The 24,306-nt window shown below is 39.7% G+C and carries 20 protein-coding genes; 11 read left to right on the top strand and 9 right to left on the bottom strand.

Annotated features, from left to right (window positions below; translation table 11 throughout):
- Positions 1-25 precede the first annotated feature (25 nt).
- From DET49_RS06425 to DET49_RS06440, 4 genes are all read left to right on the top strand, one after another.
- On the top strand, positions 26-391 hold the full coding sequence (locus DET49_RS06425; RefSeq protein WP_133547280.1) for an MmcQ/YjbR family DNA-binding protein: 366 nt from the start codon (positions 26-28) through the stop codon (positions 389-391).
- Positions 384-2,162 carry a MutS-related protein gene (locus DET49_RS06430; RefSeq protein WP_133547281.1) on the top strand — a complete coding sequence of 593 codons (1,779 nt, stop codon included), beginning with the start codon at positions 384-386 and terminating at the stop codon, positions 2,160-2,162. The genes DET49_RS06425 and DET49_RS06430 overlap by 8 nt, the downstream gene beginning before the upstream one ends.
- Positions 2,163-2,231: 69 nt before the next feature.
- Positions 2,232-3,239: a metal-dependent hydrolase gene (locus DET49_RS06435; RefSeq protein WP_133547282.1), complete on the top strand. Its 1,008-nt coding sequence runs from the start codon at positions 2,232-2,234 to the stop codon at positions 3,237-3,239.
- A 274-nt stretch (positions 3,240-3,513) separates the two neighbouring features.
- On the top strand, positions 3,514-5,226 hold the full coding sequence (locus DET49_RS06440; RefSeq protein ID WP_133547283.1) for a DUF885 domain-containing protein: 1,713 nt from the start codon (positions 3,514-3,516) through the stop codon (positions 5,224-5,226).
- A gap of 68 nt (positions 5,227-5,294) precedes the next feature.
- Here the strand turns inward: DET49_RS06440 and DET49_RS06445 are convergent, their stop codons facing one another.
- Entirely contained in the window at positions 5,295-6,977 is a 1,683-nt protein-coding gene (locus tag DET49_RS06445; RefSeq protein WP_133547284.1) for a M56 family metallopeptidase, read from the bottom strand.
- A gap of 2 nt (positions 6,978-6,979) precedes the next feature.
- Positions 6,980-7,345 (bottom strand): BlaI/MecI/CopY family transcriptional regulator, encoded by a 366-nt coding sequence (locus DET49_RS06450; RefSeq protein WP_133547285.1) that lies wholly within the window; start codon positions 7,343-7,345, stop codon positions 6,980-6,982.
- A gap of 159 nt (positions 7,346-7,504) precedes the next feature.
- Here DET49_RS06450 and DET49_RS06455 point away from each other — a divergent pair, with 159 nt between their 5' ends.
- Positions 7,505-8,086 (top strand): PhnA domain-containing protein, encoded by a 582-nt coding sequence (locus DET49_RS06455; RefSeq protein ID WP_133547286.1) that lies wholly within the window; start codon positions 7,505-7,507, stop codon positions 8,084-8,086.
- A gap of 2 nt (positions 8,087-8,088) precedes the next feature.
- Here DET49_RS06455 and DET49_RS06460 read toward each other — a convergent pair whose 3' ends face one another.
- From DET49_RS06460 to DET49_RS06470, 3 genes are all read right to left on the bottom strand, one after another.
- Complete coding sequence (locus DET49_RS06460) at positions 8,089-8,787, bottom strand: ABC transporter ATP-binding protein (protein ID WP_133547287.1); 699 nt, start codon at positions 8,785-8,787, stop codon at positions 8,089-8,091.
- Positions 8,788-8,832: 45 nt separating this feature from the next.
- On the bottom strand, positions 8,833-9,672 hold the full coding sequence (locus DET49_RS06465) for an O-methyltransferase (RefSeq protein ID WP_133547288.1): 840 nt from the start codon (positions 9,670-9,672) through the stop codon (positions 8,833-8,835).
- Positions 9,673-9,778: 106 nt separating this feature from the next.
- The gene (locus tag DET49_RS06470; RefSeq protein ID WP_133547289.1) at positions 9,779-11,650 is read right to left on the bottom strand and encodes an ABC-F family ATP-binding cassette domain-containing protein; all 1,872 of its coding nucleotides are present in this window, start codon (positions 11,648-11,650) and stop codon (positions 9,779-9,781) included.
- Positions 11,651-11,815: 165 nt separating this feature from the next.
- On the opposite strand from DET49_RS06470, the gene DET49_RS06475 reads away from it, so the two are divergent.
- Both DET49_RS06475 and DET49_RS06480 read left to right on the top strand, forming a co-directional pair.
- On the top strand, positions 11,816-12,613 hold the full coding sequence (locus tag DET49_RS06475; protein WP_133547290.1) for a polysaccharide biosynthesis/export family protein: 798 nt from the start codon (positions 11,816-11,818) through the stop codon (positions 12,611-12,613).
- Entirely contained in the window at positions 12,614-15,085 is a 2,472-nt protein-coding gene (locus DET49_RS06480) for a polysaccharide biosynthesis tyrosine autokinase (protein WP_133547291.1), read from the top strand.
- Between the two features lie 99 nt (positions 15,086-15,184).
- Here the strand turns inward: DET49_RS06480 and asnB are convergent, their stop codons facing one another.
- The 3 genes from asnB to neuC form a co-directional block, all read right to left on the bottom strand.
- Entirely contained in the window at positions 15,185-16,897 is a 1,713-nt protein-coding gene (asnB, locus tag DET49_RS06485) for an asparagine synthase (glutamine-hydrolyzing) (protein ID WP_133547292.1), read from the bottom strand.
- Positions 16,898-16,999: 102 nt separating this feature from the next.
- Complete coding sequence (locus tag DET49_RS06490; protein ID WP_133547293.1) at positions 17,000-17,689, bottom strand: cytidylyltransferase domain-containing protein; 690 nt, start codon at positions 17,687-17,689, stop codon at positions 17,000-17,002.
- Positions 17,690-17,703: 14 nt separating this feature from the next.
- Entirely contained in the window at positions 17,704-18,861 is a 1,158-nt protein-coding gene (neuC, locus tag DET49_RS06495) for a UDP-N-acetylglucosamine 2-epimerase (RefSeq protein ID WP_133547294.1), read from the bottom strand.
- A 140-nt stretch (positions 18,862-19,001) separates the two neighbouring features.
- Between neuC and DET49_RS06500 the strand changes: the two genes are divergently transcribed.
- The 4 genes from DET49_RS06500 to DET49_RS06515 all read left to right on the top strand — a co-directional run bounded on the left by DET49_RS06500 (position 19,002) and on the right by DET49_RS06515 (position 23,010).
- Positions 19,002-19,841 carry a polysaccharide pyruvyl transferase family protein gene (locus DET49_RS06500; RefSeq protein WP_166636552.1) on the top strand — a complete coding sequence of 280 codons (840 nt, stop codon included), beginning with the start codon at positions 19,002-19,004 and terminating at the stop codon, positions 19,839-19,841.
- Positions 19,842-19,909: 68 nt separating this feature from the next.
- Positions 19,910-20,767 carry a class I SAM-dependent methyltransferase gene (locus DET49_RS06505; RefSeq protein WP_133547295.1) on the top strand — a complete coding sequence of 286 codons (858 nt, stop codon included), beginning with the start codon at positions 19,910-19,912 and terminating at the stop codon, positions 20,765-20,767.
- 151 nt (positions 20,768-20,918) lie between these two features.
- Positions 20,919-22,031, top strand: coding sequence for a GDP-mannose 4,6-dehydratase (gene gmd / locus DET49_RS06510; protein WP_133547296.1), 1,113 nt, complete (start codon positions 20,919-20,921; stop codon positions 22,029-22,031).
- Positions 22,032-22,071: 40 nt separating this feature from the next.
- Complete coding sequence (locus tag DET49_RS06515) at positions 22,072-23,010, top strand: GDP-L-fucose synthase family protein (protein WP_133547297.1); 939 nt, start codon at positions 22,072-22,074, stop codon at positions 23,008-23,010.
- 158 nt (positions 23,011-23,168) lie between these two features.
- Here DET49_RS06515 and DET49_RS06520 read toward each other — a convergent pair whose 3' ends face one another.
- A complete protein-coding gene (locus DET49_RS06520) occupies positions 23,169-24,305 on the bottom strand; it encodes a glycosyltransferase family 4 protein (RefSeq protein ID WP_133547298.1) in 1,137 nt (378 codons plus the stop codon).
- Position 24,306: the final 1 nt, after the last annotated feature.

The raw sequence follows: 24,306 nt of genomic DNA on the forward strand, positions 1-24,306 counted from the left end.
TTTCTGGGAAAAAACAATACTTAAAATGGACATTGAAACCCTTAGAAATTATTGCATCAGCAAAAAAGGCGTGACCGAGAGTTTGCCCTTTGGCCCCGATGCGCTGGTTTTTAAACTTATGGGCAAGATCTTTGCACTGGCAAGCCTGGATTCGGTGCCCCTTAGGCTAAATTTAAAGTGCCAGCCCGACCGTGCCCTGGAGCTTCGGGAGGAATTTGAAAGCAATATTTTACCCGGGTTTCATATGAATAAGCAGCACTGGAATACCGTGATCCTGGATGGGCGTCTGAAACCTGATTTCATTTATGAATTAATAGATGATTCCTACAATCTCATAAAGGCTGGATTAACAAAAAAATTACAAAAAGAACTCAAAGATTTAGATGAATAACCCAATCGAATTTTATACCAGGCAAAAAGAAATACACAAGCAGGAACTGGCCAAAATCTCCAAAAAATTAATGGCTTCCAGTTTAATCAGGTTGCTGATTTTCCTGGCGATTTGTTTTACGATTTATTATTTCTTCGGAAATATCAATGTGATCGTACCGGTAATTATCGGTGGGATTGCCCTTTTTCTCTTTCTGGTTTCCAGGCACAGCGATCTTAAAGATAAGAGTGATAAGCAAAAGGAAATAATTCGCCTCAATGAACTGGAGATCGATATTCTGAAAACCAGGAACTTCCAGGACCTGCCGGAAGGAACTGAATTTGAGGACCCGTTGCACCCCTACAGCCAGGATATAGACTTGTTTGGCCGGGGTTCCTTTTTTCAATATGCCAACCGGACTGCGCTCTACGAAGGCACGAAGAAACTCGCGGGAATTTTTACCGAAAATAGCATTGAAGGTATTACCAGGAAACAGGAAACCGTAAAGGAACTAGCGGAAAAACCCCAGTGGAGACAGGAATTTACTGCCCTTGCCAAACTGGTAAAAACCGAAACCCCTTCAAAAACCGTGGTGAGCTGGTTTAAAGGCTATAAAAATTTTGTTCCGGGTTACATCAAATGGTTACCCAGTGTATTTTCTGTGATTTCGGTATTTGTTATCGCGGGCTATGCCTTTGATTATTTGAAGGGAATCCATCTCTTGCTTTGGTTTTTGGCCGGCTTACTTTTTACCGGGATTTTCCTGAAAAGGATCAATCTGCTTTCGGGCAGTGTAAGTAAGGTCCAGGATACTTTTCATCAATATCATTTATTACTGGGACTTCTGGAGCGGGAAGATTTTTCTTCGGAAATCCTAAAAAAGAACCAGTCCCTTATTAACGCAGAAAAGAAAAAGGCCTCTGAAATTTTTAGAGAGTTTTCCAAGGCCATTGATGCCCTTGACCAGCGCAACAATATGCTCTTTGGTATTTTCGGTAACGGCTTTTTGCTCTGGGACCTTCAACAAAGCTATAAACTGGAAAAATGGATTTCAAACTATCGGCAACATGTAGAAAACTGGTTTGAGGTTATTGAATTCACCGATGCCTATAACTCGATGGGTAATTTTGTGTTCAATCATCCGATCTATGTTTTTCCAAAAATCATCAAAGACAAAAAGGGAATTTCCGCAACGAATTTAGCCCATCCGCTATTAGACCCCAAAAAGAGGGTTGCTAATGATTTTGCCATTGGTGATGAAGAATTTTTTATTATTACCGGGGCAAATATGGCCGGGAAGAGCACGTTTTTAAGAACGGTTTCCCTGCAAATATTAATGAGTAATATTGGCCTACCCGTTTGTGCCCAGGCCTGCAGCTATTCGCCAATTAAACTCATTACCAGTATGCGCACCAGTGATTCGCTCAGTGACGACGAATCCTATTTCTTTTCCGAGTTAAAACGCCTGAAATTTATTGTTGACCAGATTAAAACCGACCGGTATTTTATCATTCTTGATGAAATTTTAAAAGGCACCAACAGTAGTGATAAAGCTATTGGCTCCAAGAAATTTATCAGAAAACTGGTTAATACGAATTCAACTGGAATTATCGCTACCCACGATTTGAGTTTATGCGAGATCACTTCAGAATTAAGCCAGGTTAAAAACCATTATTTCGATGCGGAAATTATAAATGACGAACTGCATTTTGACTACAGGTTTAAAGACGGGATATGCCAGAATATGAATGCATCTTTTCTTCTTCGAAAAATGGAAATTGTTGATGATTAGTGAGGTGTGTATCCCGATTTACTTCCGGCTAAAGTCTTTTAAAAATTGAAATCACAGGTAAAATAACACATGGATTCATTAACTCAAATAGTACTGGGGGCGGCAGTAGGAGAGGCGGTTCTTGGTAAAAAAGTTGGAAACAAAGCAATGCTTTACGGGGCTATAGCAGGAACAATTCCTGACCTGGATACTTTTGCCAGCGCTTTTACAGATACGATTACCACTATAGAGATCCATCGTGGCTTTACACATTCCATAATGTTTTCCATTCTTTTTGCACCGGTCTTTGGCTGGCTGATTTCTAAAATTGAAAGAAAGTCCGCCACTACCTGGAAGAACTGGTCATGGTTGATGTTCTGGGGCTTTTTCACCCATTCATTGCTGGATTCACATACCACCTGGGGCACCCAGTTATTCTGGCCCCTGGAGACCCGCCTGGCCTACAAGAATATATTTGTAATAGATCCCCTATATACCATACCGTTTCTGGTGTTTTTGATCCTGGCTATGCGCCAGAAAAGAGGTAGCGAAAAAAGACGAAAGCTTAACAATTTGGGACTAATCATTAGCAGCGTTTATCTACTGATCATTACCCCTGCTTTAAAACTCTACACCTTTAATAAATTTACAGAGGCCCTGGATAGGCAGAAGATCGCTTATAAAAAGATAGAGACAAAACCAAGCCCGCTAAATTCCATCTTATGGTCGGCAAATGTGGAGGTAGATGATGCTTACTTAATTGGTAATTATTCAATCTTTGATACCCAGCCTATTGATTTTGTCTCCCATCCTAAAAATCATCATTTGCTGGGGGACTGGAAGGATAGGCGGAATGTAAAGCGGCTCATCGATATCTCCCAGGGATGGTATACCATTTCAAAAAAGGACGGGGATATTTATTTTAATGACCTACGTTTCGGAACGCTGAGCCCCATTGCCCGGGCGGATGCCGAGTTTGCTTTTAGTTATAAACTGGTAGAAGAGAACGGCGAAATTAAAGCCATAGAAACCGAGAAAACACGTGGGGATGCAAAGGAATTATTATCGCAGCTTGGATCCCGTATTTTAGGGAATTAGACTATATGAACCTGGAAGCTATAAATTTTTGATCTTATTATTTAAAGTTGAATGAAGTCCATATTTGCTTATTGCGAAGCACATAACTGAATCAATCGCTTTAAACCCCTTTAAAACCGGATTCAAAAAGCCCTAGGGCCAGAGAGGCCGGGAATATAAAGTCAGTAACTAGGATTAAAGCAATAGACAAATATTCATGTTTTTGTAGCAATTCCAGCTCCCAAAATCCCATTTCTTTAGAAACCTTATCTTTAATGAAAATTCAATTTTCTCAATGAAACAATTACTTGCACAGGCCTTAAGTTTTTTATTTATTTTCAGTTTATCCGCACAGGAGGATTCGCAAAACCTTGATTCGATCATCAATAGGATTGAAGAATATAAAGCCTATGATCAAAAGAAGTTTCCCTTGGGACTTTATACCCAGGAATACTATAAAAAGGAAGCCCGGTTTGCAAAAAAGCGCCTGGAAGAACTCGAAGAGATCAGGGTCGATTCTTTAAATGAAACGCAACAGATTTCGCTTGAAATGTTAAAATTTAAGCTGCAGGAAACTATAGATTTTTATACATATGAAGCTTATTTAAACCCACTACTTTCCGATTCCGGATTTCATTTAAGCCTGGCTTACCAGGTGCGCGATTTAAATAATTATAAGCAGGTTAAAGCCTATTTAGATAAACTCAATGCGATCCCTGCATATGTAGATCAGCACTTTGCTTTAATGCGGAAGGGTTTGAAAAAAGGAATTACACAGCCACGAGTTATCTTTGAAGGTTACGAATCCACTTATAACGATCAAATCATGGAAGACCCCAAAGAGAGTTATTTTTATGAACCTTTTGAAGATCTTCCAAATACCCTTTCGCAAAAACAAAAGGATTCCGTTTTAACCGCTGCAAAGCAAGCGATTGCCAACAATGTCATTCCGCAGTTTAAAAGAATTAAAGAATTTTTTGAAACCGAGTACTTACCAAATACCCGGACTAGTATAGGCGTTTCTGAAATCCCGAATGGTCGCCTATATTATCAAAACCGCTTAGATTATTACACCACCCTGGACCTGAGTGCAGAAGAAATACACCAGATAGGACTAAAGGAAGTGGCGCGAATCAATTCAGAAATGAAAGAGATTATTGCAGGGCTGGAATTTGAAGGGAGTTTTGAGGATTTTATTCATTTCTTAAGAACTGATGATCAGTTTTATGCGAAAACCGGGGAAGAGCTATTAAAAGAAGCCCGGGATATCGCCAAGCGAATTGACGCCAAGCTCCCGGCTTATTTTAAAACCTTGCCAAGAAAACCTTACGGAGTGGCAAAAGTACCTGATGCCATTGCGCCAAAGTATACTACGGGACGCTATATAGGGGCCTCAAACGACACCCAGCCGGGCTACTACTGGGTGAACACCTATAACCTATCCAATCGACCCTTATATGTGTTACCATCTTTAACCGCCCATGAAGCAGTGCCCGGGCATCATTTACAAAATGCCTTGAATGCCGAATTAGGAGACACCATTCCTGAATTCCGCAGGAATATGTATTTATCAGCTTATGGGGAAGGCTGGGGCTTATATTCTGAATTTCTAGCGGAGGATATGGGCATTTATACCACCCCTTATGAGCTATTTGGTAAACTCACCTACGAGCAATGGCGCGCTTGCCGCCTGGTAATCGACACCGGCATTCATGCAATGGGCTGGACCAGGGAAGAAGCAGTAGACTATTTTAAGAAAAACACTGCCCTTTCTATGCATAATATCAATACCGAGGTAGACCGGTACATCTCCTGGCCAGGACAGGCAGTTTCCTATAAAATTGGGGAACTTAAAATACGGGAACTGAGAAAAAAGGCAGAAGAAGCCTTAGGCAGCGATTTTAATATTCGTGATTTTCATGAAGTTATATTAGAGCAGGGTGTGGTTACCCTCCCAATATTAGAAACAAGGGTAAATACTTTTATTGAAAATAAACTACAAGACTGATTTCAAATAATAATACCTAAACCTCTAGGGTAAAGCCGAAGAGGTTTAGGTATTTTTAACTTCAAATGTTATAGCTCCTTTTTATCGGTTAATTTTACGATGGGCCTTTCCTGATTATCATAGGTGATTTCCACATCTACCTTTTTTTGCTCTTCTACCAGTTCCCTGGCTTTTTGCGGTTCAATTGATTGTCCCTGATAATAAAAGGTTGCATTATCTTCCAGTAATTTCTCAAATGTTGGTGGAGCAGGTGGAGCAGGTGGAGCTGCAGGGGCCGGGGCCGGAGGTGGGGGTGGAGATGCTATTGGAAATTTTTCTACATTTCTCCTTTGTTTCTCCGGGAGTAAATCATAAATATACTTCATTCTATTGTAATCTTTCACTTTGATAAAAGTGGCGTTTTCAGGCATAGAATTATAATATTTTGCCATCCTGTTGTATTCCTCAATTAATTCGGGAACAATTATATATTTTGGCTGTGCCGCATTTTTCTTCTGTTCCTGGGTCATCGCCCTAAAGATTTTCTGGATTCGATTTAGATCTTTTTGCTTTATTATTCCGGTTTCATTTAACTCTTTTACTAGCTTGTTATATTCTTCTACCATTTCAGGAGTAACTTTCTCCTGGTATTTTTTAGTGGTAGAATAGTTGGATACATTGCCATCCAGTTTATTGTCAGCCATAAATTGAATAAGGTTTTTTACATTTGAAGGGGATGAATTTTCATGAACTTCAATATGATAGGATGAATAGGCTCTCTTCTTTATGAGATTTTGTAATTCAGAAATCTGAATTTGATCTTTTTGAAAGAAAACCTTACCATTCTCATTTACTTTAAGCATTAGCGTATTGGATTTTGGAGCTACTGTTGTTAGTATACTGGTATCTCTTTCCACGATCTCTTTATTGCTGAAACTAAAGAATAAAAATGAAAGAAGTGGCAGAATTAATAGACTCCTGGCCCAAATGGTTGATTTTGAAGTTTGTGTTTTCATAACTGTAAATCGTTTTTTGATGGATGAATAATTTATGGGATTTACAAGTTCATTATGTAAATGTCCCGATGAAAATGATAATAATGTATATTGATATTCAGCTGTTTGAATTCCTTTTCTAAGGACTTCAAAGTCTGCCAGAAATTCATGATTGAGTTTAATGGCATCTTTTAAGAGGATGATTACCGGATTCATCCAAAAGATAATCTGTATAAATTCCACGAATAGAATATCTAAACTATGTTTTTGTTTAGCATGCGATTCTTCATGTAAGATTACCTCTCTAGGGATTTGCTTATTCTCATATTTCTTTTTGTTTAAAAAAATATAATTAAGAAAAGTATGAGGATCAATTTTCTCTTGTAACAGGATCCTGGTAAAGTTTCCCTTTTTTATCTTCTGATTTATTTTAATCTTTAACCATAATTTTTTAAGGTTTTTAAAGAATTTTATACTGAATAATATCACTCCTAATATATAGATGGTCCACAAAATCGTAGGAAAGTAGTCTTCAAAAGATCTATCTTCTGCCGCGCTAATTTCTTCGGAAAATTGAAATTGTAGCGGATCAAAATTTCTGGAAACTGGTTCAACATACGTGGTAATGGTAATCAGAGGGATCCCAACTGAGGCTACCAATGCAAAGAGTAAATAAAAGCGTTTAAACCAATGCATATGTACCTTTTCAAGAAGAAGCTTGTAAAAAAGAAGCAGCACCGCCATGACCGCTATAGATTTTAAAATGTACCACTCCATAGCTACTTGGTTTTTATTTCTTTATCTATCAATTTCTTTAATTCTTCCAATTCTTCCTTGCTTAGATTCGTTTCTTTTGTAAAAAATGATGCGAACTGGGAAGCGGAATCATTGAAAAAATTTTTAAGGATGCCATTAAACTGCTTAGTAAAATAATCCTTCTTTTCTATCAATGGAAAATATTCCCTGGAGCGTCCATGTTGCTTGTAATCAACAAAATTTTTATCCTGCATTCTTTTTAAAAGAGTAGCAATGGTTGTTTGCGCAGGCTTAGGATCTGGATAAGCTTCTATAAGGTTTTTCATAAAAGCTTTTTCCTTTCGCCATAGAACTTGCATTAATTGTTCTTCAGATTTTGACAGATTCATTTCTCTAAAAGTTTAGATTAACCTCTACAAATGTAGAATAATTATTTGATTCTACAAACATAGAAGTATAAATTTTCCTGAGCCTATTTTAATTGCCCAAGTTTTATTAGTTTCTTAATGTGGAGGAAAATGTATATTCGCAACTAATTTAACGTGATCATGAGCCTGGAACAGGAATTATTAGAAAGAAGCGATGCTACTTGTGAGTTATGTGGTAACACAGAAAACCTTAGCCTATATGAATTTCAGGATTTTCCTGGGGAAGCATCTGAAGCAAGTTTTATTATCTGTTCGGTTTGTAAGGAGCAATTGGAGGAACCGGAAAAGGTAATTCCCAATCACTGGCGTTGTCTAAATGATAGTATGTGGAGCACAGTTCCCGCTGTTCAGCTTACTGCCTATCAAATGCTGACTAGGCTTAAATCTGAAGGCTGGCCCCAAGATTTGCTTGATATGATGTATATGGAAGATGAGCTCAGAGCCTTTGCTAAATCACAGATGATTTCTGAGGAGAATAGGAGTGTGGAAGTTCAACATAAAGATTGTAATGGGGCGATTATTGAATCTGGGGATACGGTAGTACTTACCAAAGACTTAAATGTTAAGGGCAGTAGTCTTACCGCCAAACGTGGAACGCCGGTGCGCCGTATATCTTTAGTACATGATAATCCCGAACAAATTGAAGGAAAAGTTGACGGCCAGCAAATTGTAATTTTAACCAAATTTGTAAAAAAGGTTTAAAACTACTGGCTTAAGATTTCTTTTCGCTCATCACTTTCCACCATTCCGTCCCGAAGGCGAATAACCCGGTGGGCGTGTTCTGCAACTTCTTCTTCGTGGGTAACCAAAATCACGGTATTTCCTGCGGCATGGATTTCATCAAAAAGATTCATGATTTCCAATGAAGTTTTTGAATCCAGGTTTCCGGTAGGTTCATCGGCAAGAATAATGGAAGGTTTGTTCACCAGGGCCCTTCCCACAGCAACCCGTTGTCGCTGTCCCCCTGAGAGCTGGTTGGGTTTATGGTCCATCCGGTCTCCAAGTCCAACGTTGGTCAAAACTTCTTCTGCACGTTTAATTCGATCGGTTTTATTGTAACCGGCATAGATCATGGGTAAAGCAACATTTTCTAAGGCCGTAGTCCTGGGAAGCAGGTTAAAGGTTTGGAAGACAAATCCGATTTCCTTATTCCTGATTTCAGCGAGTTCATCATCCTTCATCTGGCTCACATCTTTTCCATTTAGAATATAATGGCCTGATGTGGGGGTGTCAAGACAACCGAGTAAGTTCATCAGCGTAGATTTTCCGGAACCGGAAGGTCCCATAAAAGCTACATATTCGCCTCTGTCAATATCGAGATCGATACCTTTTAAAACTTTTACTGTTTCATTTCCCAAAGGGAAATCCCTGGTAATTTGCCTGATTTCAATGACTTTGCTCATGCAGAAATAATTTTGTGCTTATAGGACGCTTCTTTACCTTGTTTGTTACAATCGGATTTTAAAATGCTGTTTTGCCTGCTGTTTTCTAAAAAACACGAGTCCCAGGAAAAAAGTATCTATGGTCACTCTTACCTCGGGATGCGATTTAATTTCCTCCCAGGCAGCTTCCATCCCCGGGGACCAGTGAATATCGTCAAATACAAAAACCGAATCGTTGTGAGCTGTGGGTAATAACTGATAAAAATACTTTAAGGTCGCTTCTTTGGTATGATGCCCGTCGAAATATATAAGGTCAAAAGTGCCTGGATTTTTTGAGTAAGTTGATTGCTGATTGCTATCGGTCCAAGGACCAGAAACCTCTTTTTTGTTTTTATCTGATATAATAAATTTTGTCAGAATTTCTTCAAACTCCCCAACTTTAAGCTCTACATTATTAAAATCGAATTTACGTAATTGTTCTCTCGCAACATTGGCTGTTTGCGGACAACCTTCAATACTTACCAGGATGCTTTCTTTGTTTGCGCCAAGCGAAGCAGCACCTATCCCCAGGGAAGTCCCAAGTTCCAGCATGTTTTTACACTTTAAATAATTGACCAGGCGAAATAAGAACCTGGCCCTTTTTTTCGGAATTCCCACATTTCTTGCAATCGCGGAAATTCTACGATCGTTAGAAGTAAATACCCTGCTCCCGGCACCAAAATCGGTGACCTTAATCGTATTATGATTCTTCAGAAGGTCGTTTCGGTAATCATCCAGAAGTTTATACTCCGGATATTTTCTTTTATCATAAAAACAATTCGTTACTAACTCATAAACGAAAGGAGAGTGCAACCCGTGCTGATTCTGGGATTTAAAAAGGAATTTGATGTAGGATTTTAGTTGCAAATCTCAGTTCTCAGTTAGGTTTATGTTTTCTAGGGTTCCTTAATCATTTCTAAAAAAGAAAAGCACTTTAACCAGGCGTACTGCACTTTTTAACTATCATAAAGATCTACTCTGCCTTAGCTCCCAGTTCAAACCAGCGTTCGGTTTTTGCTTCTATTTGATCCTCTATTTTCTTAAGTTCCACTGAATTTTCGGCAACTTGATCTCCGCTGAGGTCTTGGAGGAATTTCTTTTGAATTTCCTCTTTTTTCTTCTCGAGTTTGGCGATCTCTTTTTCCAGTTTTCCGTGTTCCTTTTGTTCGTTATAACTCAATTTACTTCCAGAACTGGTCTTTTTCCAATCTTTTTTAGTGTCTTTCTGATCGGTGCCTTGGGTCTCCTCTTTAGGTTCAGCGGAGGAACTTTCCTCGTATTCCCGGTAATCGCTGTAATTACCAGGGAAATCCTGAACCTGGGCATTTCCCTGAAACACGAACAGGTGATCTACGATCTTATCCATAAAATACCTGTCGTGGGAAACTACTACCAAACATCCGGGAAAGTCCAGCAGAAAGCCTTCCAGTACGTTTAACGTAACGATATCGAGATCGTTGGTAGGTTCATCAAGGATCAGGAAGTTGGGGTTTTGAATCAGAACCGTACACAGGTAAAGTCGTTTTCGCTCACCACCACTTAGTTTTTCAACAAAATCATATTGTTTTTTACGATCGAATAAAAATCGCTCTAAAAGCTGCTGCGCTGATATTTGCCTGCCTTTCTTCAGGGGAATATATTCACCAAACTCCCGAATGACCTCGATAACTTTCTGTCCGGGTTTAATATTAATCCCTGCCTGGGTATAGTAACCGAATTTAATAGTTTCCCCAATTACGACTTTTCCGGCATCGGGTTTTATCGCTCCAGTAAGAATATTTAGGAAAGTGGATTTCCCGGTCCCGTTTTTACCAATTATTCCAATACGTTCGCCACGCTTAAAATTATAACTGAAATTTTTTAGCAATTCGTTATCCTCAAATGACTTTCCAATATTGTGCAGTTCCACGATTTTGCTGCCCATCCGTTCCATATTGAGTTCCAGCTGGATTTCGTGATCCTGTCGGCGTTTATGGGCCCTGTCTTTAATATCCTGGAAATCATCTATCCTGGACTTGGATTTTGTGGTACGTGCTTTTGGCTGGCGGCGCATCCAATCCAGCTCTTTTTTGTAGAGCTGCTTAGCCTTTTCGGTATTGGTGGCTTCCTGGGCCATGCGGGCATCTTTTTTATCCAGGTAATAGCCGTAATTTCCTTTGTAGGTATAAAGCTGTCCATGATCAAGTTCCACGATTTCATTACAAACCCGTTCCAGGAAATACCTGTCGTGAGTTACCATAAATATGGTAAAGTTTTCCTTCTTGAAATATTCCTCCAGCCACTCGATCATATCCAGGTCCAGGTGGTTGGTTGGCTCATCCATAATAATGAAATTTGGCTTCTGCAAGAGCATGACCGTAAGGGCAAGTCGCTTTTTCTGACCCCCGGAAAGATATTTTACTTCTTTCGAAAGATCTTCTAATTTAAGTTTAAAAAGGATTTGCTTGTATTGGGTTTCAAAATCCCAGGCCTGCGCAGCATCCATTTCTTCAAAAGCCTTCTGATAAGCATCAGCATCATCGGGATTTTTAAGGGCCTTTTCATAGCGGTTTATAATATTCAGAATTTCGTTATCTGATGAAAATATGGTTTCTTCCACCGTTAAATTGGGATCCAAATTGGGTTCCTGGGGGAGAAAAGCCGTAGTGATATCCTTTCTATAGACCACCTTACCGGCATCTGGCGAATCGAAACCTGCCAGGATATTTAGAAGGGAAGTTTTTCCGGTTCCATTTTTGGCAATAAATCCTACTTTCTGGCCTTCATTAATTCCAAAGGAAATATCCTTAAATAATATATGTTCGCCATAGGCTTTGGCAATATTTTCTACACTTAAATAATTCACAGACTTGAGTTTTGTGCAAAATAAAAGGAAAATTGCGACTTAATTTTATTATTAGCCTACAAAAACTATATTTGTTAAAACTATCTAAATTAAGATGAAGACAAATTCGCATATAGTGTGCTTGTCGGTTTTATTCATCCTGATGTCCCGAATCAATAGCAAAATATGCTGAAGAGATATTATTTCATTATAATCTTACTGGCGGGAGTTTTAAGTTTCTCCTCCTGTATTTCTACCAAAAAAACGACTTATCTGCAGGATTTTGACGAGGAAGTGGATAGTATTATTCAAATTGAACAACTTAAAAAGCCGTATCGAATTCAAACCGGCGACCTTTTAAGTATTCGGGTAAAAGCTTTGGACCAGGAATTGGTTGGAATGTTCAACCCGGTTGGAGAAGCCAATCCCAATGCGACTACTGAAGAGGCCGTTTATTTCGATGGGTTTACCGTAGATGACCATGGTAATATCCGGGTACCCACCTTAGGTGAGGTCAACGTTTTGGGGTATACGGAGAAGGAAATAAGGGAAAAAATAGAAGCTTTGCTTTTGGAGAATTATTTTAAAGAAGAAGCTAATCTTTTTGTAACGGTAAAACTCGCAGGAATAAGATATACCACCCTGGGAGAAATAGGAACCGGCAGCCAGGTGATTTATAAAGAAAAAGTAACGATTATGGAAGCCGTCGCCAATGCAGGAGGAATCACTGAATACGGGGATATGGAAAATGTAAAGATTATTCGGCAGTATCCATACGGCGAGGAGGTTCATAGCATAGACTTAACCGATATTGAAGCGATACAAAGTGAATATTATTATATACAGCCCAACGACCTGATTTTGGTAAATGCTCTGCCTCAAAAGGCATTGGGGCTGGGAACCACGGGACTTGAGGTCTTTAGAACGGGGGTAACCATTTTATCGTTTCTTACAACTTCCATCTTATTATTTACAAGGATTTAAATGGCGCATGAAGACGATCACATATCAGATGTAGGCTCAACCTTCGATTTTAAAGGTTTTGTTCTAAAAGTAATAAGTTACTGGAAGTTGATTTTACTTTCGGTAGGGATAAGCCTGGCGGTGGCTTACTACAATAATGTAAGAAAATTGCCGGTATACAGCCTGGGGAATTCTATCTCCATAAAAGACGATCAAAATCCTTTTTTTACCAGTAATACCAGTTTAACCTTTAATTGGGGCGGTACTTCTGATAAAGTGAATACCGCGATGACGATCTTAAGATCACGATCCCATAATGAGGAGGTAGTAGAAAAACTTCAGTTTTATACGCAGTATCTAAAAGACGGGGAATACCAGCGAATAGACGCCTACGGTAAAGCGCCTTTTAAAGTGGTTGCCGATACGGCTAAGCCCCAGGCCTTGAATGTAACGATGGTCATTACCTTTGTAGATTCAGCTACCTATAATTTGGAAGCCAATGTACCGGCAAGTCTAAGTCTTCAGGATTATGGTACTAAAGAAAAAACCTACCGGGAGGTCGATCCTAAAGAATTCAGTAAAAATTATAAATCAGGAGAACAGGTTAGGCTACCTTTCTTCAACGGAACTATCCTTAGGGTAGAACAGCCTTTGCAGGCGGGAACTCCGTTCTATGTGAGTTTTATGAATTTTGATTCGGCCGTAGGGAGGTACCGGGGGGTAAATGTTAGCCCGGAATCCCAGGGTTCATCAGTGTTACGGTTAAGCCAGACCGGGGGGAATAAAGATCGCCTGGTGGATTACCTGAACGGAACGGTAGAAGTGCTGAGTGACAATATGCTTGCACGAAAAAACCTTTTTGCAACTAAAACTATTCGGTTTATAGATTCCAGTCTGGCGGTACAATCCGAGGCATTAAAACTCGTGGAAGCAGAGTTGAACGAGTTTAGAAATGAAAATGCGATCATGGATATTTCTGCGGAAAGTTCCCAGCTTTCCAATAAGCTCTCCACCCTGGACCTTCGGGAAGAGGAGATAAGAAGGCAGCTATCCTATTACGAAACCCTAAGAAATTACTTGCAAACCCGTACCGACTACTCGAATGTTCCAGCGCCATCTGTGGCGGGAATTTCAGAAGGGAGTATCGCCAGCGGTGTTTCCCGTATTATTGCCCTTGCGGAAGAAAGGAGTAATTATCAATATTCCCTAAAAGAAGACTCCCCGGTTTTTGACGATATAGACCGACAAATCAATTCGGTTAAATCTATCTTGCTGGAAAACATCAGTTCGTCCAGAGGCCTGTTACAGGATGAGCAAAGGAATATAAACCGACAGATCGCACAACTTGAAACTGAAATAAGTAAACTTCCTCAGGAAGAACAGGATTTGCTTAAGATTCAGCGGCGCTATAGTCTCAATGAGAAATCTTACAATATGTTCCTTGAGAAAAGGAGTGAGGCTGGGCTTATAAAAGCGGCCAATGTAAGCGATGTTATGGTGATCGATTCTGCCAAGGATACCGGTGGCGGACAAATTGGTCCTAATACCCAGCTTAATTATGTTATGGCCGTGCTGGTTGGGGGCGTGATTCCCTTAACTTTTGTGTTCTTACTGGTTTTTCTAAATACCAATATCCACAATGCCCAGGAAGTAACGCGTTTGTCACCAATTCCTATTCTTGGAATGATTGGAAAAAGTAAAACGGATTCCAACCTGGTGGTTTTCAATAACCCAAAATCCTCAATTTCTGAAGGCTTTAGAGGCTTGCGCTCCAGTCTTCAGTTTATGTATAAAAAACAGGGGGTAACCGGGTCTAAAACATTATTGATTACTTCCTCAGTTTCAGGGGAAGGAAAAACCTTCTGTGCGATGAACCTGGCCACTGTGTTTGCCTTAAGTGCACGAAAAACCGTGTTGGTAGGAGTCGATTTAAGAAAACCGAAGATCTTCGATGATTTCCAGTTAAACAATGAAATAGGAGTCGTAAATTACCTGATTGACCAGGCCAGCAGTGAAGAAATTATTCAGCAGAGTAAAATTCCGCACCTGGATGTAATCACAGCCGGTCCGGTACCTCCAAATCCTTCAGAATTACTGATCAACGAGCAGATGGATAAGCTGATGGAGGAATTAAAACAGAAATACGATTATATCATTCTGGATACACCTCCAATAGGAATGGTAGCCGATGCCTTGAACCTGGTGAAACATGCCGATGCGACAATCTACCTGATACGCCAGGATTATACCAAGCGTGGGATGTTGGAATCTATTAATGAGAAATACAACAAAGGGGAAATTAAAAACATCAGTTTTGTCTTAAACCACTTTGTACACCGAGCCAAATATGGCTATGGATACGGCTATGGATATGGTTACGGTTATGGTTACGGCTATGGATACAACCGCTATTCCAAAGGCTACGTAGAAAAATCTGATCCCACCCGAAAATTCAAACGCTGGTGGAAAAAGGCGATGCGGAATTTTGAATAGGTTTTTCATTGGTTAAAGCTCAGATCTGAGCCGTTTGGGTAATTCAAAAATAGGATGTTTTGCTCAGCCTGTTCAAGACTTCGCCAGAACGGTTCGGGACTAATTACCCATTAGAAGACCAGCATTGACCCACTGCCAGATATGAAAACTGCTTTGGTTGTCTCCGGTTTTGTAATTTTTCCATTCTCTGTGCATTTCTTCAAAATCAAACCAGTGTGAAGCCCTGGAATATCGGAGTTTCTCAAAATTTTCTTCTGTAAAAGCCTTTAATTGATTACCTAGCCATTCCCGTTGTGGGGTTTGCAGGGGCCGCTTTGGGGCATAACTTAAATCCTTAGGAACTAATTCTTTAAGTATTTCACGGATCAAATATTTCTGAATCCCCTTATGAATTTTATAGGATTTTGGTTGGGAAAAGGCAAATTCCACCATTCTGTAATCCAGGAAAGGTTCCCGTAATTCTGTGCTATAGGCCATAGATATCCGGTCGTTGAACCTAAGTGCGCGTGGTATTTTTGTATAAAATAGATCTCGGTACTGTAAATTTTTTAGATCCTTATCAAATGGTGCAGGATAGACAGGCTTTTTAGCTAAATCTCTAAATTCATTCCTTAATACCTTTGGCCGAAACGGACTTTTTTCACCTGTTCCCTGGATGCTTTTAGCATTTTTGGGATTTTGATAATAATCATAACCAGCCCATTGTTCGTCCATTCCCTGCCCGTCCAGTAATACTTTTACGGCGTCTTTTTGAGCGGTTTCAAATAAGGCAGCATAAGCCAATGTGGGAAGACCGGCGTAAGGTTCGTCCTGGATGTCACTTAGGAACTGAGCCTTTTCCACTACATCCCCTGGTTCAATTTTTACTTTGGTTAGCGGATTTTGAGTAGTTTCGATCATTTTTTGGACCCAGGGCAACTCGTCATAATTTTCATCGCCGGTATAAAACGTATAGGCTCTGATATTTTTGTTTTCGTGAAGTCGGTTTATCAAAGCCAATAAAAGCGAGCTATCCACTCCGCCACTAATATTAAAACCAATAGGAACATCTGCTCTAAACCGCAGTGAAATGCTATCGCTTAAGATTTTAGTATATGCTTCTTTTGCTTCTTCAAATGATAGGACCTCAGAATGATTGGAGAGGTTTTTTTCAAAATCGTACCATTTACTGATCTTTAACTTTCCAGCCTGATATTCTAAATAGTGCCCCCCCGGGAGTTGAAATATTTCATCGTAGAATGTTTCTGAAGGCATTCCGTAAGACCCGTAAGAAAAATAATTAGCCCATACCTGTTCATTAGGTTGATCCAACTTTAAAAGGCTTCTTATAGCTTTAATTTCACTACTGAAATAGAAATCCTGGTTTTTTCTGGAATAAAAAAAAGGTTTTACCCCAAACCTATCCCTTGCAGCAAAAAGTTTTTTCTCTCTATTATCCCAAATACCGAATGCAAACATACCATTAAGCTTAGTAAGGCAGGATTTCCCCCATACTATAAAGGCTGCCAATAAAACTTCTGTATCAGATCCCGTTTTAAAATTATAATGGGTTTTTAATTCCTGTTTTAACTCCTTGTAATTATAGATTTCCCCATTAAAGGTCAGGTGATAACGCCCTGAATTATCTTTAAAGGGCTGATTGGCTTTCGCAGAGAGGTCAATAATAGAAAGACGGTTATGTCCAAGTGCACAATAACCGGGATCAAAATAATTCCCGGTATGATCCGGCCCACGATGATGCTGAAGTTTCAGCATTTGCTGCAGTTGTTCTTTATTAGCCTTTGCTGAAATTATTCCTGCGATTCCGCACATCCTTCTTCTAATTTTGGCTATACATTTCTTCTATATTCATAATGGCTTAGGATCTAAGCGAATTTAAGATAAACCTTAGCCCCCGTTTTTAGTTCTCTCGATTTATAATCTTTTGAATATTTTTTCTGCTTTTCTCCAATCTTCTGGGACATCAATATTTACATAAGGAGAATTAGAGGTGTTTACAAAACCTATTTTCTCTCCGTAGAGGGAATTTTCATTTAACACCACTTCGGTTTTAGTAATATATATGGCTCCGTCCCTGTGATAGGCTTTTGGTAAATCCTGTCTTCGAGTAATAATTTCTTGTTCCCCGGTAGCAATTTCTAAGCTCCCATTTCTTTCTTCAAAAACCCAATGCGGGTTATAATCTTCAGGCACCTCCCTAACGGTGACCAGCGAATCGAAATTATTGTCCTGAAATTTTAAAATACATTCATCTATAAGCCCGGGTTTTCGAAATGGGGTAGTTGGCTGCAGCAAACATACTGCATCAAATTGAATTCCGCGGCTCAGATAGTGGTTCACTGCGTGTTTTACAACCTCCAGACTGGAACTGGAATCTTCGCTCAGATGAGCCGGGCGCTTAAAAGGAACCTCAAGCTCAAGCTGCTTTGCAATTTGAATGATTTCTTCATTATCTGAGCTCAGGATAACTTTATTTAAAAGTTTTGAATTTTTCGCCGCTTCAAAAGTGTATTGCAATAGCGGTTTACCTCCCAGAAGTTTAATGTTCTTACCGGGAATACCTTTGCTACCACCCCGGGCAGGGATCAGGCCTAAAATTTTCATACTGAAGCAGTTTTTTAATAGGTAATCGTTTTGCTAAATGTTAATTCAGAAGTGGCTAAAATTTCAGCAATTCTTTTCCCTGAATTTCCATTTCCGTAAATCTCTGAAGATTCAAAATGATCGGTTCGTATTGCGTTTTCGGTTGCTTCTAAAATTTCATTTAAATTATAATTCACATCGGTTACATTGGTAGCCCGATTGCGGCGAAATTGCCGATTCCCAATGTTGACCACCGGCACTCCCAAATAAGCGCACTCCCTTAAACCGGCACTTGAATTACCCACTAAAGCTTTAGAATTTTTTAAAAGTTTGAGAAAATCGTTTGGTTCCAAATTTTTAAAAAAATGTATGTTTTCAGGTTTTTCTAGCTCCCTGAAGGTTCGTATCCCATTGGATGTCCCATCAGATCCGGCGTCTACATTTGGCCAAAACCAGAATGCAGGGAAATCTAAACTTTTAATCGCTTTTAGGGTTTCGGTAATATGTGCTTTTGCCATTTGATATTCTGTAGTAACCGGATGTTGCATCACTACAATATAACCTTCTTTCCAGTTGAGATTAGAACCCACCCCCCCGTATTTTTCTATGGGATCAAAATCCAGAAATGGATATTCTGAAATTTCTTTTGCCAGGTCTATAGAAGGGCATCCGGTGTTGATCACCTTGTCAGGATGTTCCCCTAATTTTATTACCCGTTGTTTGGCATCTTCTGAAGCAACCAGGTGAAGGTCGGCAAGTTTGGTGTTGGCGTGTCTTACTTTCTCATCAATGCTACCCGTGACCTCACCTCCCTGAATATGAACTAAGGGAATGTTTTGATACGCCGCAGCGATAGAAGTAGCAATGGTTTCAAACCGGTCTGCTATGGTTACCACGGCATCTGGTTTTAGATTATAAAAAACATTGGTAAGCTCCATTACACCCAGACCAGTGGTTTTGGCCATGGTGGTAGGATTTTCTCCTTCCAGTACCATAAAAACCTTTGCCGCAATGTCAAATCCGTCTTTTTCAATAAAATCTACCGCGTTTCCATACCGGTCCAGTAGGGCCGATCCAGCAATTACCAGTTGTAGTTCCAGTTCGGGATGTAGCTGTATTGCTTTTAAAGCCGTTTTGATCCGACTGTAGGACGGGCGGGCAGTAACGACAACGCATATTTTTCTTTGGGGCATGTATTGGTTTTTGATAAGTGGCTTAAAAGTATAAAAAATGTTTGGATCGGCTTTGCGGGATTTTTAATAAGAATTTTGTGTATAATTTCAATATATTTGAGTTTTTCAGGCTTTGCCGTTATAATCCCAAAGTATATCTATTGAAGAAGTCAAAACGCAATTCTTATCGGGAGAAAGAAATTCCTTTATTCTATTGGAGTGAGATCAAATTTATTTTTAGGAAAAAGGAAAATTATGGGGATTTACTATCTAAATATTTGGTAGAAAAAATTAGTGGTAAGCCAGTGAAATTTGTTCAGCCTAAAAAACAGCCCTGGTATAAAAGGAATAAAACCAATTTCCTTGCGGTGGGCAGTATTTTGCACCATGCAACTACGCATAGTATTGTTTGGGGGAGCGGTATAATAGACCACGAGCAGGAGATTGCTCAGGCCGATTTTAGGGCGGTACGAGGGCCACAAACCAGAGACTTTTTATTGGAGTTGGGCTATAAATGTCCCGAGGTTTATGGTGATCCGGCGCTTTTACTTCCTAAATATTATAATCCTGAGGTTAAGAAAAAATGTAAGATCGGAGTTATTCCCCATTATCACGATTATAAACTAGCGGTGAAGCTTTTTCAAGAGGATCCTGATATTAAAGTAATCGATCTTCTAACCAATGATGTGGAAGAGATTACCAGGGAAATTTTAAGTTGTGAAAACATAATTTCTTCTTCCCTCCACGGACTGATTATTGCTCACGCTTATAAAATTCCGGCACTTTGGGTTGAGTTTTCAGATAAGATTTTTGGAAATGGAATAAAGTATGTTGATTATTTTGAATCCTTAAGACTACCTGTTTATAAAGTTGACTTTATCAAGGATAGCATGACTGCAGAACAACTGCTTCAGTTAATGCAGGATAAACCACTTTTACCTGAAATTAAAGAATTAGAAAAAATCCAGAAAGGTTTACTTGAGAGTTGTCCTTTTGCTTAAAATTAGGACAATGAGTCAAAGTTTTATAAATATTCAATTCTTAAATTTTTATCTTTCATTACATACATATGGGTGAATCAAATCTTAACCAGGATAAAAATAAATTTCATTATGAGAAACTTTATGCTAATTATAACATAAAGAATATTCTTCATTGGATTAATAACCTTGATGAATTCCTTGCTTCGGCTACTACTACCGAAACCAGCTGGTTCGCACTCTACCAGAGAGATTTTAAGAATAGAATAAAAGGGAAAAAAGTTTTGGAAATGGGTTGCGGTGATTGTGTAAATGCAGCGGTAATGGCAGCTTTGGGAGCTGAGGTTTATGCCAATGATATAGCAAATTCCAGCGGAAAAATTGTAGAAGCTTTAAATGAGGCCTATAAATTTGAGTTCCCTATTCGCTTTGTAAGCGGGGATTTTTTACTAAATAAGCTGGATTCAAAGAAATTTGATTTTGTTGTGGGAAAAGCATTTTTGCATCATTTGGAATTGCCAGTTGAAGAACAGTTTTTAAAAGAAACTGCCCGACTCTTAAAAGAAGACGGGGAAGCCCGATTTTTTGAACCAGCGGTAAATTCGAAGTTACTGGATGAACTTCGATGGTATATCCCGGTTAAAGGCAGACCTTCAAAATTTTACAAAACCGACTTTGCCCAGTGGAAAAAAAACGATCCGCACCCCGACAGAAGTTTTAGTTCCACTCATTTTGAAAATGCAGGCAAAAAGTTTTTTAAAGAAGTGGAAATTATACCGGTTGGCACCCTTGAACGTTTTAGCAGATTTTTTAAATGGGGAAGTCAGAAAAATAATTTTAAGAAGTGGGCACTAAAAACTGAAACCAAGCTACCTCGAATTATAAACAAAACTTTAACCCGAAGTCAATTGATTATATACAGAGATCCATTTAAAGAACTTGACTAGAAACTTAAACTCAAAAATCATTATTTGAATTCCTCTATCACCAAAAAAGTCCCTTTCTGAATTGAAAAATGCAAGCCGGTAACTAGGATAAAAAAATTCTTTTAACTTGGACAAGTATTTACCGGGTTAGTCCGGGGGAATAAATGAAAAGATGAAAAAAGCATTAATTACAGGTATTACCGGACAGGATGGAGCTTATTTAAGTGAATTTCTTCTGCAAAAGGGATATGAAGTGCATGGAATTAAACGCAGATCTTCACAGTTTAATACTTCCAGGATCGACCACCTCTACCAGGATCCTCATGAGACAAATAGAAACTTTATTCTTCATTACGGAGATATGAGCGATAGTACGAATCTTATTCGACTCATCAAGGAAATCCAGCCGAACGAGATCTATAACCTGGCTGCAATGAGTCATGTGCAGGTTTCATTTGAAATTCCGGAATACACGGGAAATACCGACGGACTCGGCGCTCTCCGGATTCTCGATGCGGTGAGATTGCTAGGACTGGAACAAAAGGTCAGGATTTACCAGGCTTCGACATCTGAATTGTTTGGGAAGGTTCAGGAAAGTCCGCAATCGGAGACAACTCCCTTTTACCCCCGCAGTCCCTACGGTGTTGCAAAGCTCTATGCTTACTGGATTACAGTTAATTACCGGGAGGCATACGGGATGTTTGCCTGTAATGGCATCCTTTTTAATCATGAATCCCCTTTGAGGGGAGAGACTTTTGTAAGTCGGAAGATAACAAGAGCAGCTGCGCGAATCGCTTTAGGCTTACAGGATAAATTTTACCTGGGAAACCTGGATGCGCAAAGGGATTGGGGGCATGCAAAAGACTATGTGAAAATGATGTGGATGATCTTGCAGGCCGAAGAAGCTGAAGACTGGGTTATTGCGACCGGTACCACTACCAAAGTAAGGGATTTCGTTAAAATGGCTTTTTCAGAAGTGGGAATAGAACTGGAGTTCAGGGGGGGAGGAATAGAGGAGAAGGCCCTGGTAAAATACTGTAAGGATGAGCGTTTTCAGCTTGAAAAAGGAAAGGAAATTCTTAATATTGACCCACGATACTTCAGGCCTACCGAAGTTGATTTACTTGTAGGTGATGCGTCAAAAGCTCATAAAAAGTTAGGCTGGAAACCGGAATATGATTTAACCGAATTGATAAAAGAAATGATGGAAAGCGATTTGATGCTGATGCAGAAGGAACAACACCTGAAAAAGGGAGGCTTTCCCACTTTAAATTATTATGAATAGGATCCAGATTTCAGGGATTTAAACAGATTACACCGATTAAATGAAAAGGAATAATAAGATATATATCGCCGGGCATAAAGGAATGGCAGGTTCGGCTATATTGAGAAAATTATCAGGAGCTGGATATAGCAATCTTTTAGGGAAAACCTCCGGGGAACTTGACCTCAAGGACAGGATCGCCGTAAACCGATTTTTTAAAGAGGAAAGTCCGGATGTGGTAATCCTGGCTGCGGCAAGGGTAGGAGGCATTTGGGCCAACAATGAATTTCCGTATGAGTTCCTTATGCATAATCTGCAAATACAAAATAATGTTATTGATGCGGCCCACAGCTATGGTGTAAAAAAGTTTATTTTTCTCGGAAGTTCTTGTATCTATCCCAAATATTCTCCTCAACCCATTAAAGAGGAATACCTATTGTCTGGCGAATTGGAACCTACTAACCAATGGTATTCCCTGGCAAAGATCACCGGGATTAAAGCCTGCGAAGCTTTGCGGCGTCAATATCAAAAAGATTTTGTATGCCTAATGCCGACAAATTTATATGGCCCGGGAGATAATTTCGATCTGCAAACCTCGCATGTGCTACCCGCAATGTTAAGGAAATTCCATGAAGCAAAAAACCGGGATCACGCTTCAGTAAAACTTTGGGGAACGGGAAGCCCAATGAGGGAATTTATGCATGTAGATGATCTGGCCTCGGCGGTTTTGTTTACTCTGGAGCATAAGCTGGAAGAAACGATTTATAATGTGGGAACCGGAAAAGACCTTCCAATAGATGAACTGGCAGTTTTGATCCAACAAATCATCGGTCACCAGGGAAAAATTATCTGGGACCATTCCAAACCAGATGGCACTCCCCAAAAATTACTCAGTGTCGAAAAGCTGAAAAACAAAGGTTGGCAGTCAGAGATAGCACTGGAAGAAGGAATTAGGAATACCTATGATTGGTACAATATGCAACAGAATCAAAACTTGTAGTCAAAAACCATTAATTGTGCATCTGGAAATCTGGGGATTGACCTTCAAACAATAAATGCCAAAACCGATAACCCGGAACTGACAACCCGAAATCTACAACCCCAAACCCAAACAACAAACATTTCCAATCCCCAATTAACAAATTAACGGATCCCGAATTAACGAATCACCGTTTCATAAAATTGCATATTCTCCTCCACAACAACCTCTGTAGAAAACCTCTCAACCACTCTTTTTCTCGCCGCTTTCCCCATTTTTTCTGCCAGTTCATTATTTCCAAGAAGTTCCAAAACCTTTTTTGCATAAGTAGCGTGGTCTTTAGGATCTACGTTGAACCCCGTCTCCCCCTCCTGCATCACCTCTTTCACCCAGCCAATATCAGAAGTTACCAAGGCTTTTTCCATAGCCATAGCTTCTAACCAGGTCATTGGGAGTGCTTCAGCGAAACTGGGTAGAACGATCACAGCCGCTTTGGAGATTTGTGACTTTACTTCTTTATAAGGCAGGCTTCCGGTCCAGGTAACTTTTCCCCGGCTTTTATCATTCAGGATTTCCTCAAACAATGCACGGGAAGATTTTCCTGTTTTTATATCCAAAACATCCCTACCGGCCATAATTAGGCGTGCATTGGGTTTTTGCTTGTCTATCAGGTTAAAGATCTTCGCTAGTTCTAGTACTCCTTTTTTCCTGATTATGCTTCCAAAATATAGAATAGTATCGGGTATTGGCGCTTCTCCAGTGGGTTTAAAGGCCTCTACATCTACCGAGTTGGGAATCACTTTGATGTCCTTTTTCAAACTAAAGATCTCCCGGGTTTTATCACCGGTAAACTTACTTACCGAAAGCAGATGATCAGCACCTTTTAAAGCCAGTTTCTCAAACCAGAAGTTCTTCCTCTTCTGGGGCCGACCTTCGAGCCGACAAAAATAGGAGTCGGTGCCGTTCATTCTTATCACCAACAGACACTTCAACTTCATAAAAGCAGTAATTCCAGTCCAGTCCGGGGCTTCCAGGGCATCGATCTGCTCTTCTAGGCTTACTTTGTTAATATAGCACTCTAAGTATTTCCGGTATCTATACCAGCCAAAGAAATCATACTTCAGCTGTTTGATAAAATGAAAGCTTATCCCGTCCTCTCCAAAGACCCGATCTTTTTCCTGTCCGAATACAAAAACAGTAATGAGAATATCTTTTTTCACCAATTGCTCCGCCAGGTTCTTGATACTTGTGCCAAGTCCGCCGGAAGGGGTGGAGCGGGGGTGCGGGTATTCAGGAGTTAGGAAGGCTAAGTGCATA

Origin of the sequence: Salegentibacter sp. 24 (assembly GCF_004362395.1) — a bacterium.
GTDB lineage: Bacteria > Bacteroidota > Bacteroidia > Flavobacteriales > Flavobacteriaceae > Salegentibacter.

Excerpts from the sequence above, each read along its gene's own strand:
- DET49_RS06425 (WP_133547280.1), top strand. The coding sequence starts at position 26 with ATGGACATTGAAACCCTTAGAAATTATTGCATCAGCAAAAAAGGCGTG.
- DET49_RS06430 (WP_133547281.1), top strand. The coding sequence starts at position 384 with ATGAATAACCCAATCGAATTTTATACCAGGCAAAAAGAAATACACAAG.
- DET49_RS06435 (WP_133547282.1), top strand. The coding sequence starts at position 2,232 with ATGGATTCATTAACTCAAATAGTACTGGGGGCGGCAGTAGGAGAGGCG.
- DET49_RS06440 (WP_133547283.1), top strand. The coding sequence starts at position 3,514 with ATGAAACAATTACTTGCACAGGCCTTAAGTTTTTTATTTATTTTCAGT.
- DET49_RS06445 (WP_133547284.1), bottom strand. The coding sequence starts at position 6,977 with ATGGAGTGGTACATTTTAAAATCTATAGCGGTCATGGCGGTGCTGCTT.
- DET49_RS06450 (WP_133547285.1), bottom strand. The coding sequence starts at position 7,345 with ATGAATCTGTCAAAATCTGAAGAACAATTAATGCAAGTTCTATGGCGA.
- DET49_RS06455 (WP_133547286.1), top strand. The coding sequence starts at position 7,505 with ATGAGCCTGGAACAGGAATTATTAGAAAGAAGCGATGCTACTTGTGAG.
- DET49_RS06460 (WP_133547287.1), bottom strand. The coding sequence starts at position 8,787 with ATGAGCAAAGTCATTGAAATCAGGCAAATTACCAGGGATTTCCCTTTG.
- DET49_RS06475 (WP_133547290.1), top strand. The coding sequence starts at position 11,816 with ATGCTGAAGAGATATTATTTCATTATAATCTTACTGGCGGGAGTTTTA.
- DET49_RS06480 (WP_133547291.1), top strand. The coding sequence starts at position 12,614 with ATGGCGCATGAAGACGATCACATATCAGATGTAGGCTCAACCTTCGAT.
- asnB (WP_133547292.1), bottom strand. The coding sequence starts at position 16,897 with ATGTGCGGAATCGCAGGAATAATTTCAGCAAAGGCTAATAAAGAACAA.
- DET49_RS06490 (WP_133547293.1), bottom strand. The coding sequence starts at position 17,689 with ATGAAAATTTTAGGCCTGATCCCTGCCCGGGGTGGTAGCAAAGGTATT.
- neuC (WP_133547294.1), bottom strand. The coding sequence starts at position 18,861 with ATGCCCCAAAGAAAAATATGCGTTGTCGTTACTGCCCGCCCGTCCTAC.
- DET49_RS06505 (WP_133547295.1), top strand. The coding sequence starts at position 19,910 with ATGGGTGAATCAAATCTTAACCAGGATAAAAATAAATTTCATTATGAG.
- gmd (WP_133547296.1), top strand. The coding sequence starts at position 20,919 with ATGAAAAAAGCATTAATTACAGGTATTACCGGACAGGATGGAGCTTAT.
- DET49_RS06515 (WP_133547297.1), top strand. The coding sequence starts at position 22,072 with ATGAAAAGGAATAATAAGATATATATCGCCGGGCATAAAGGAATGGCA.
- DET49_RS06520 (WP_133547298.1), bottom strand. The coding sequence starts at position 24,305 with ATGCACTTAGCCTTCCTAACTCCTGAATACCCGCACCCCCGCTCCACC.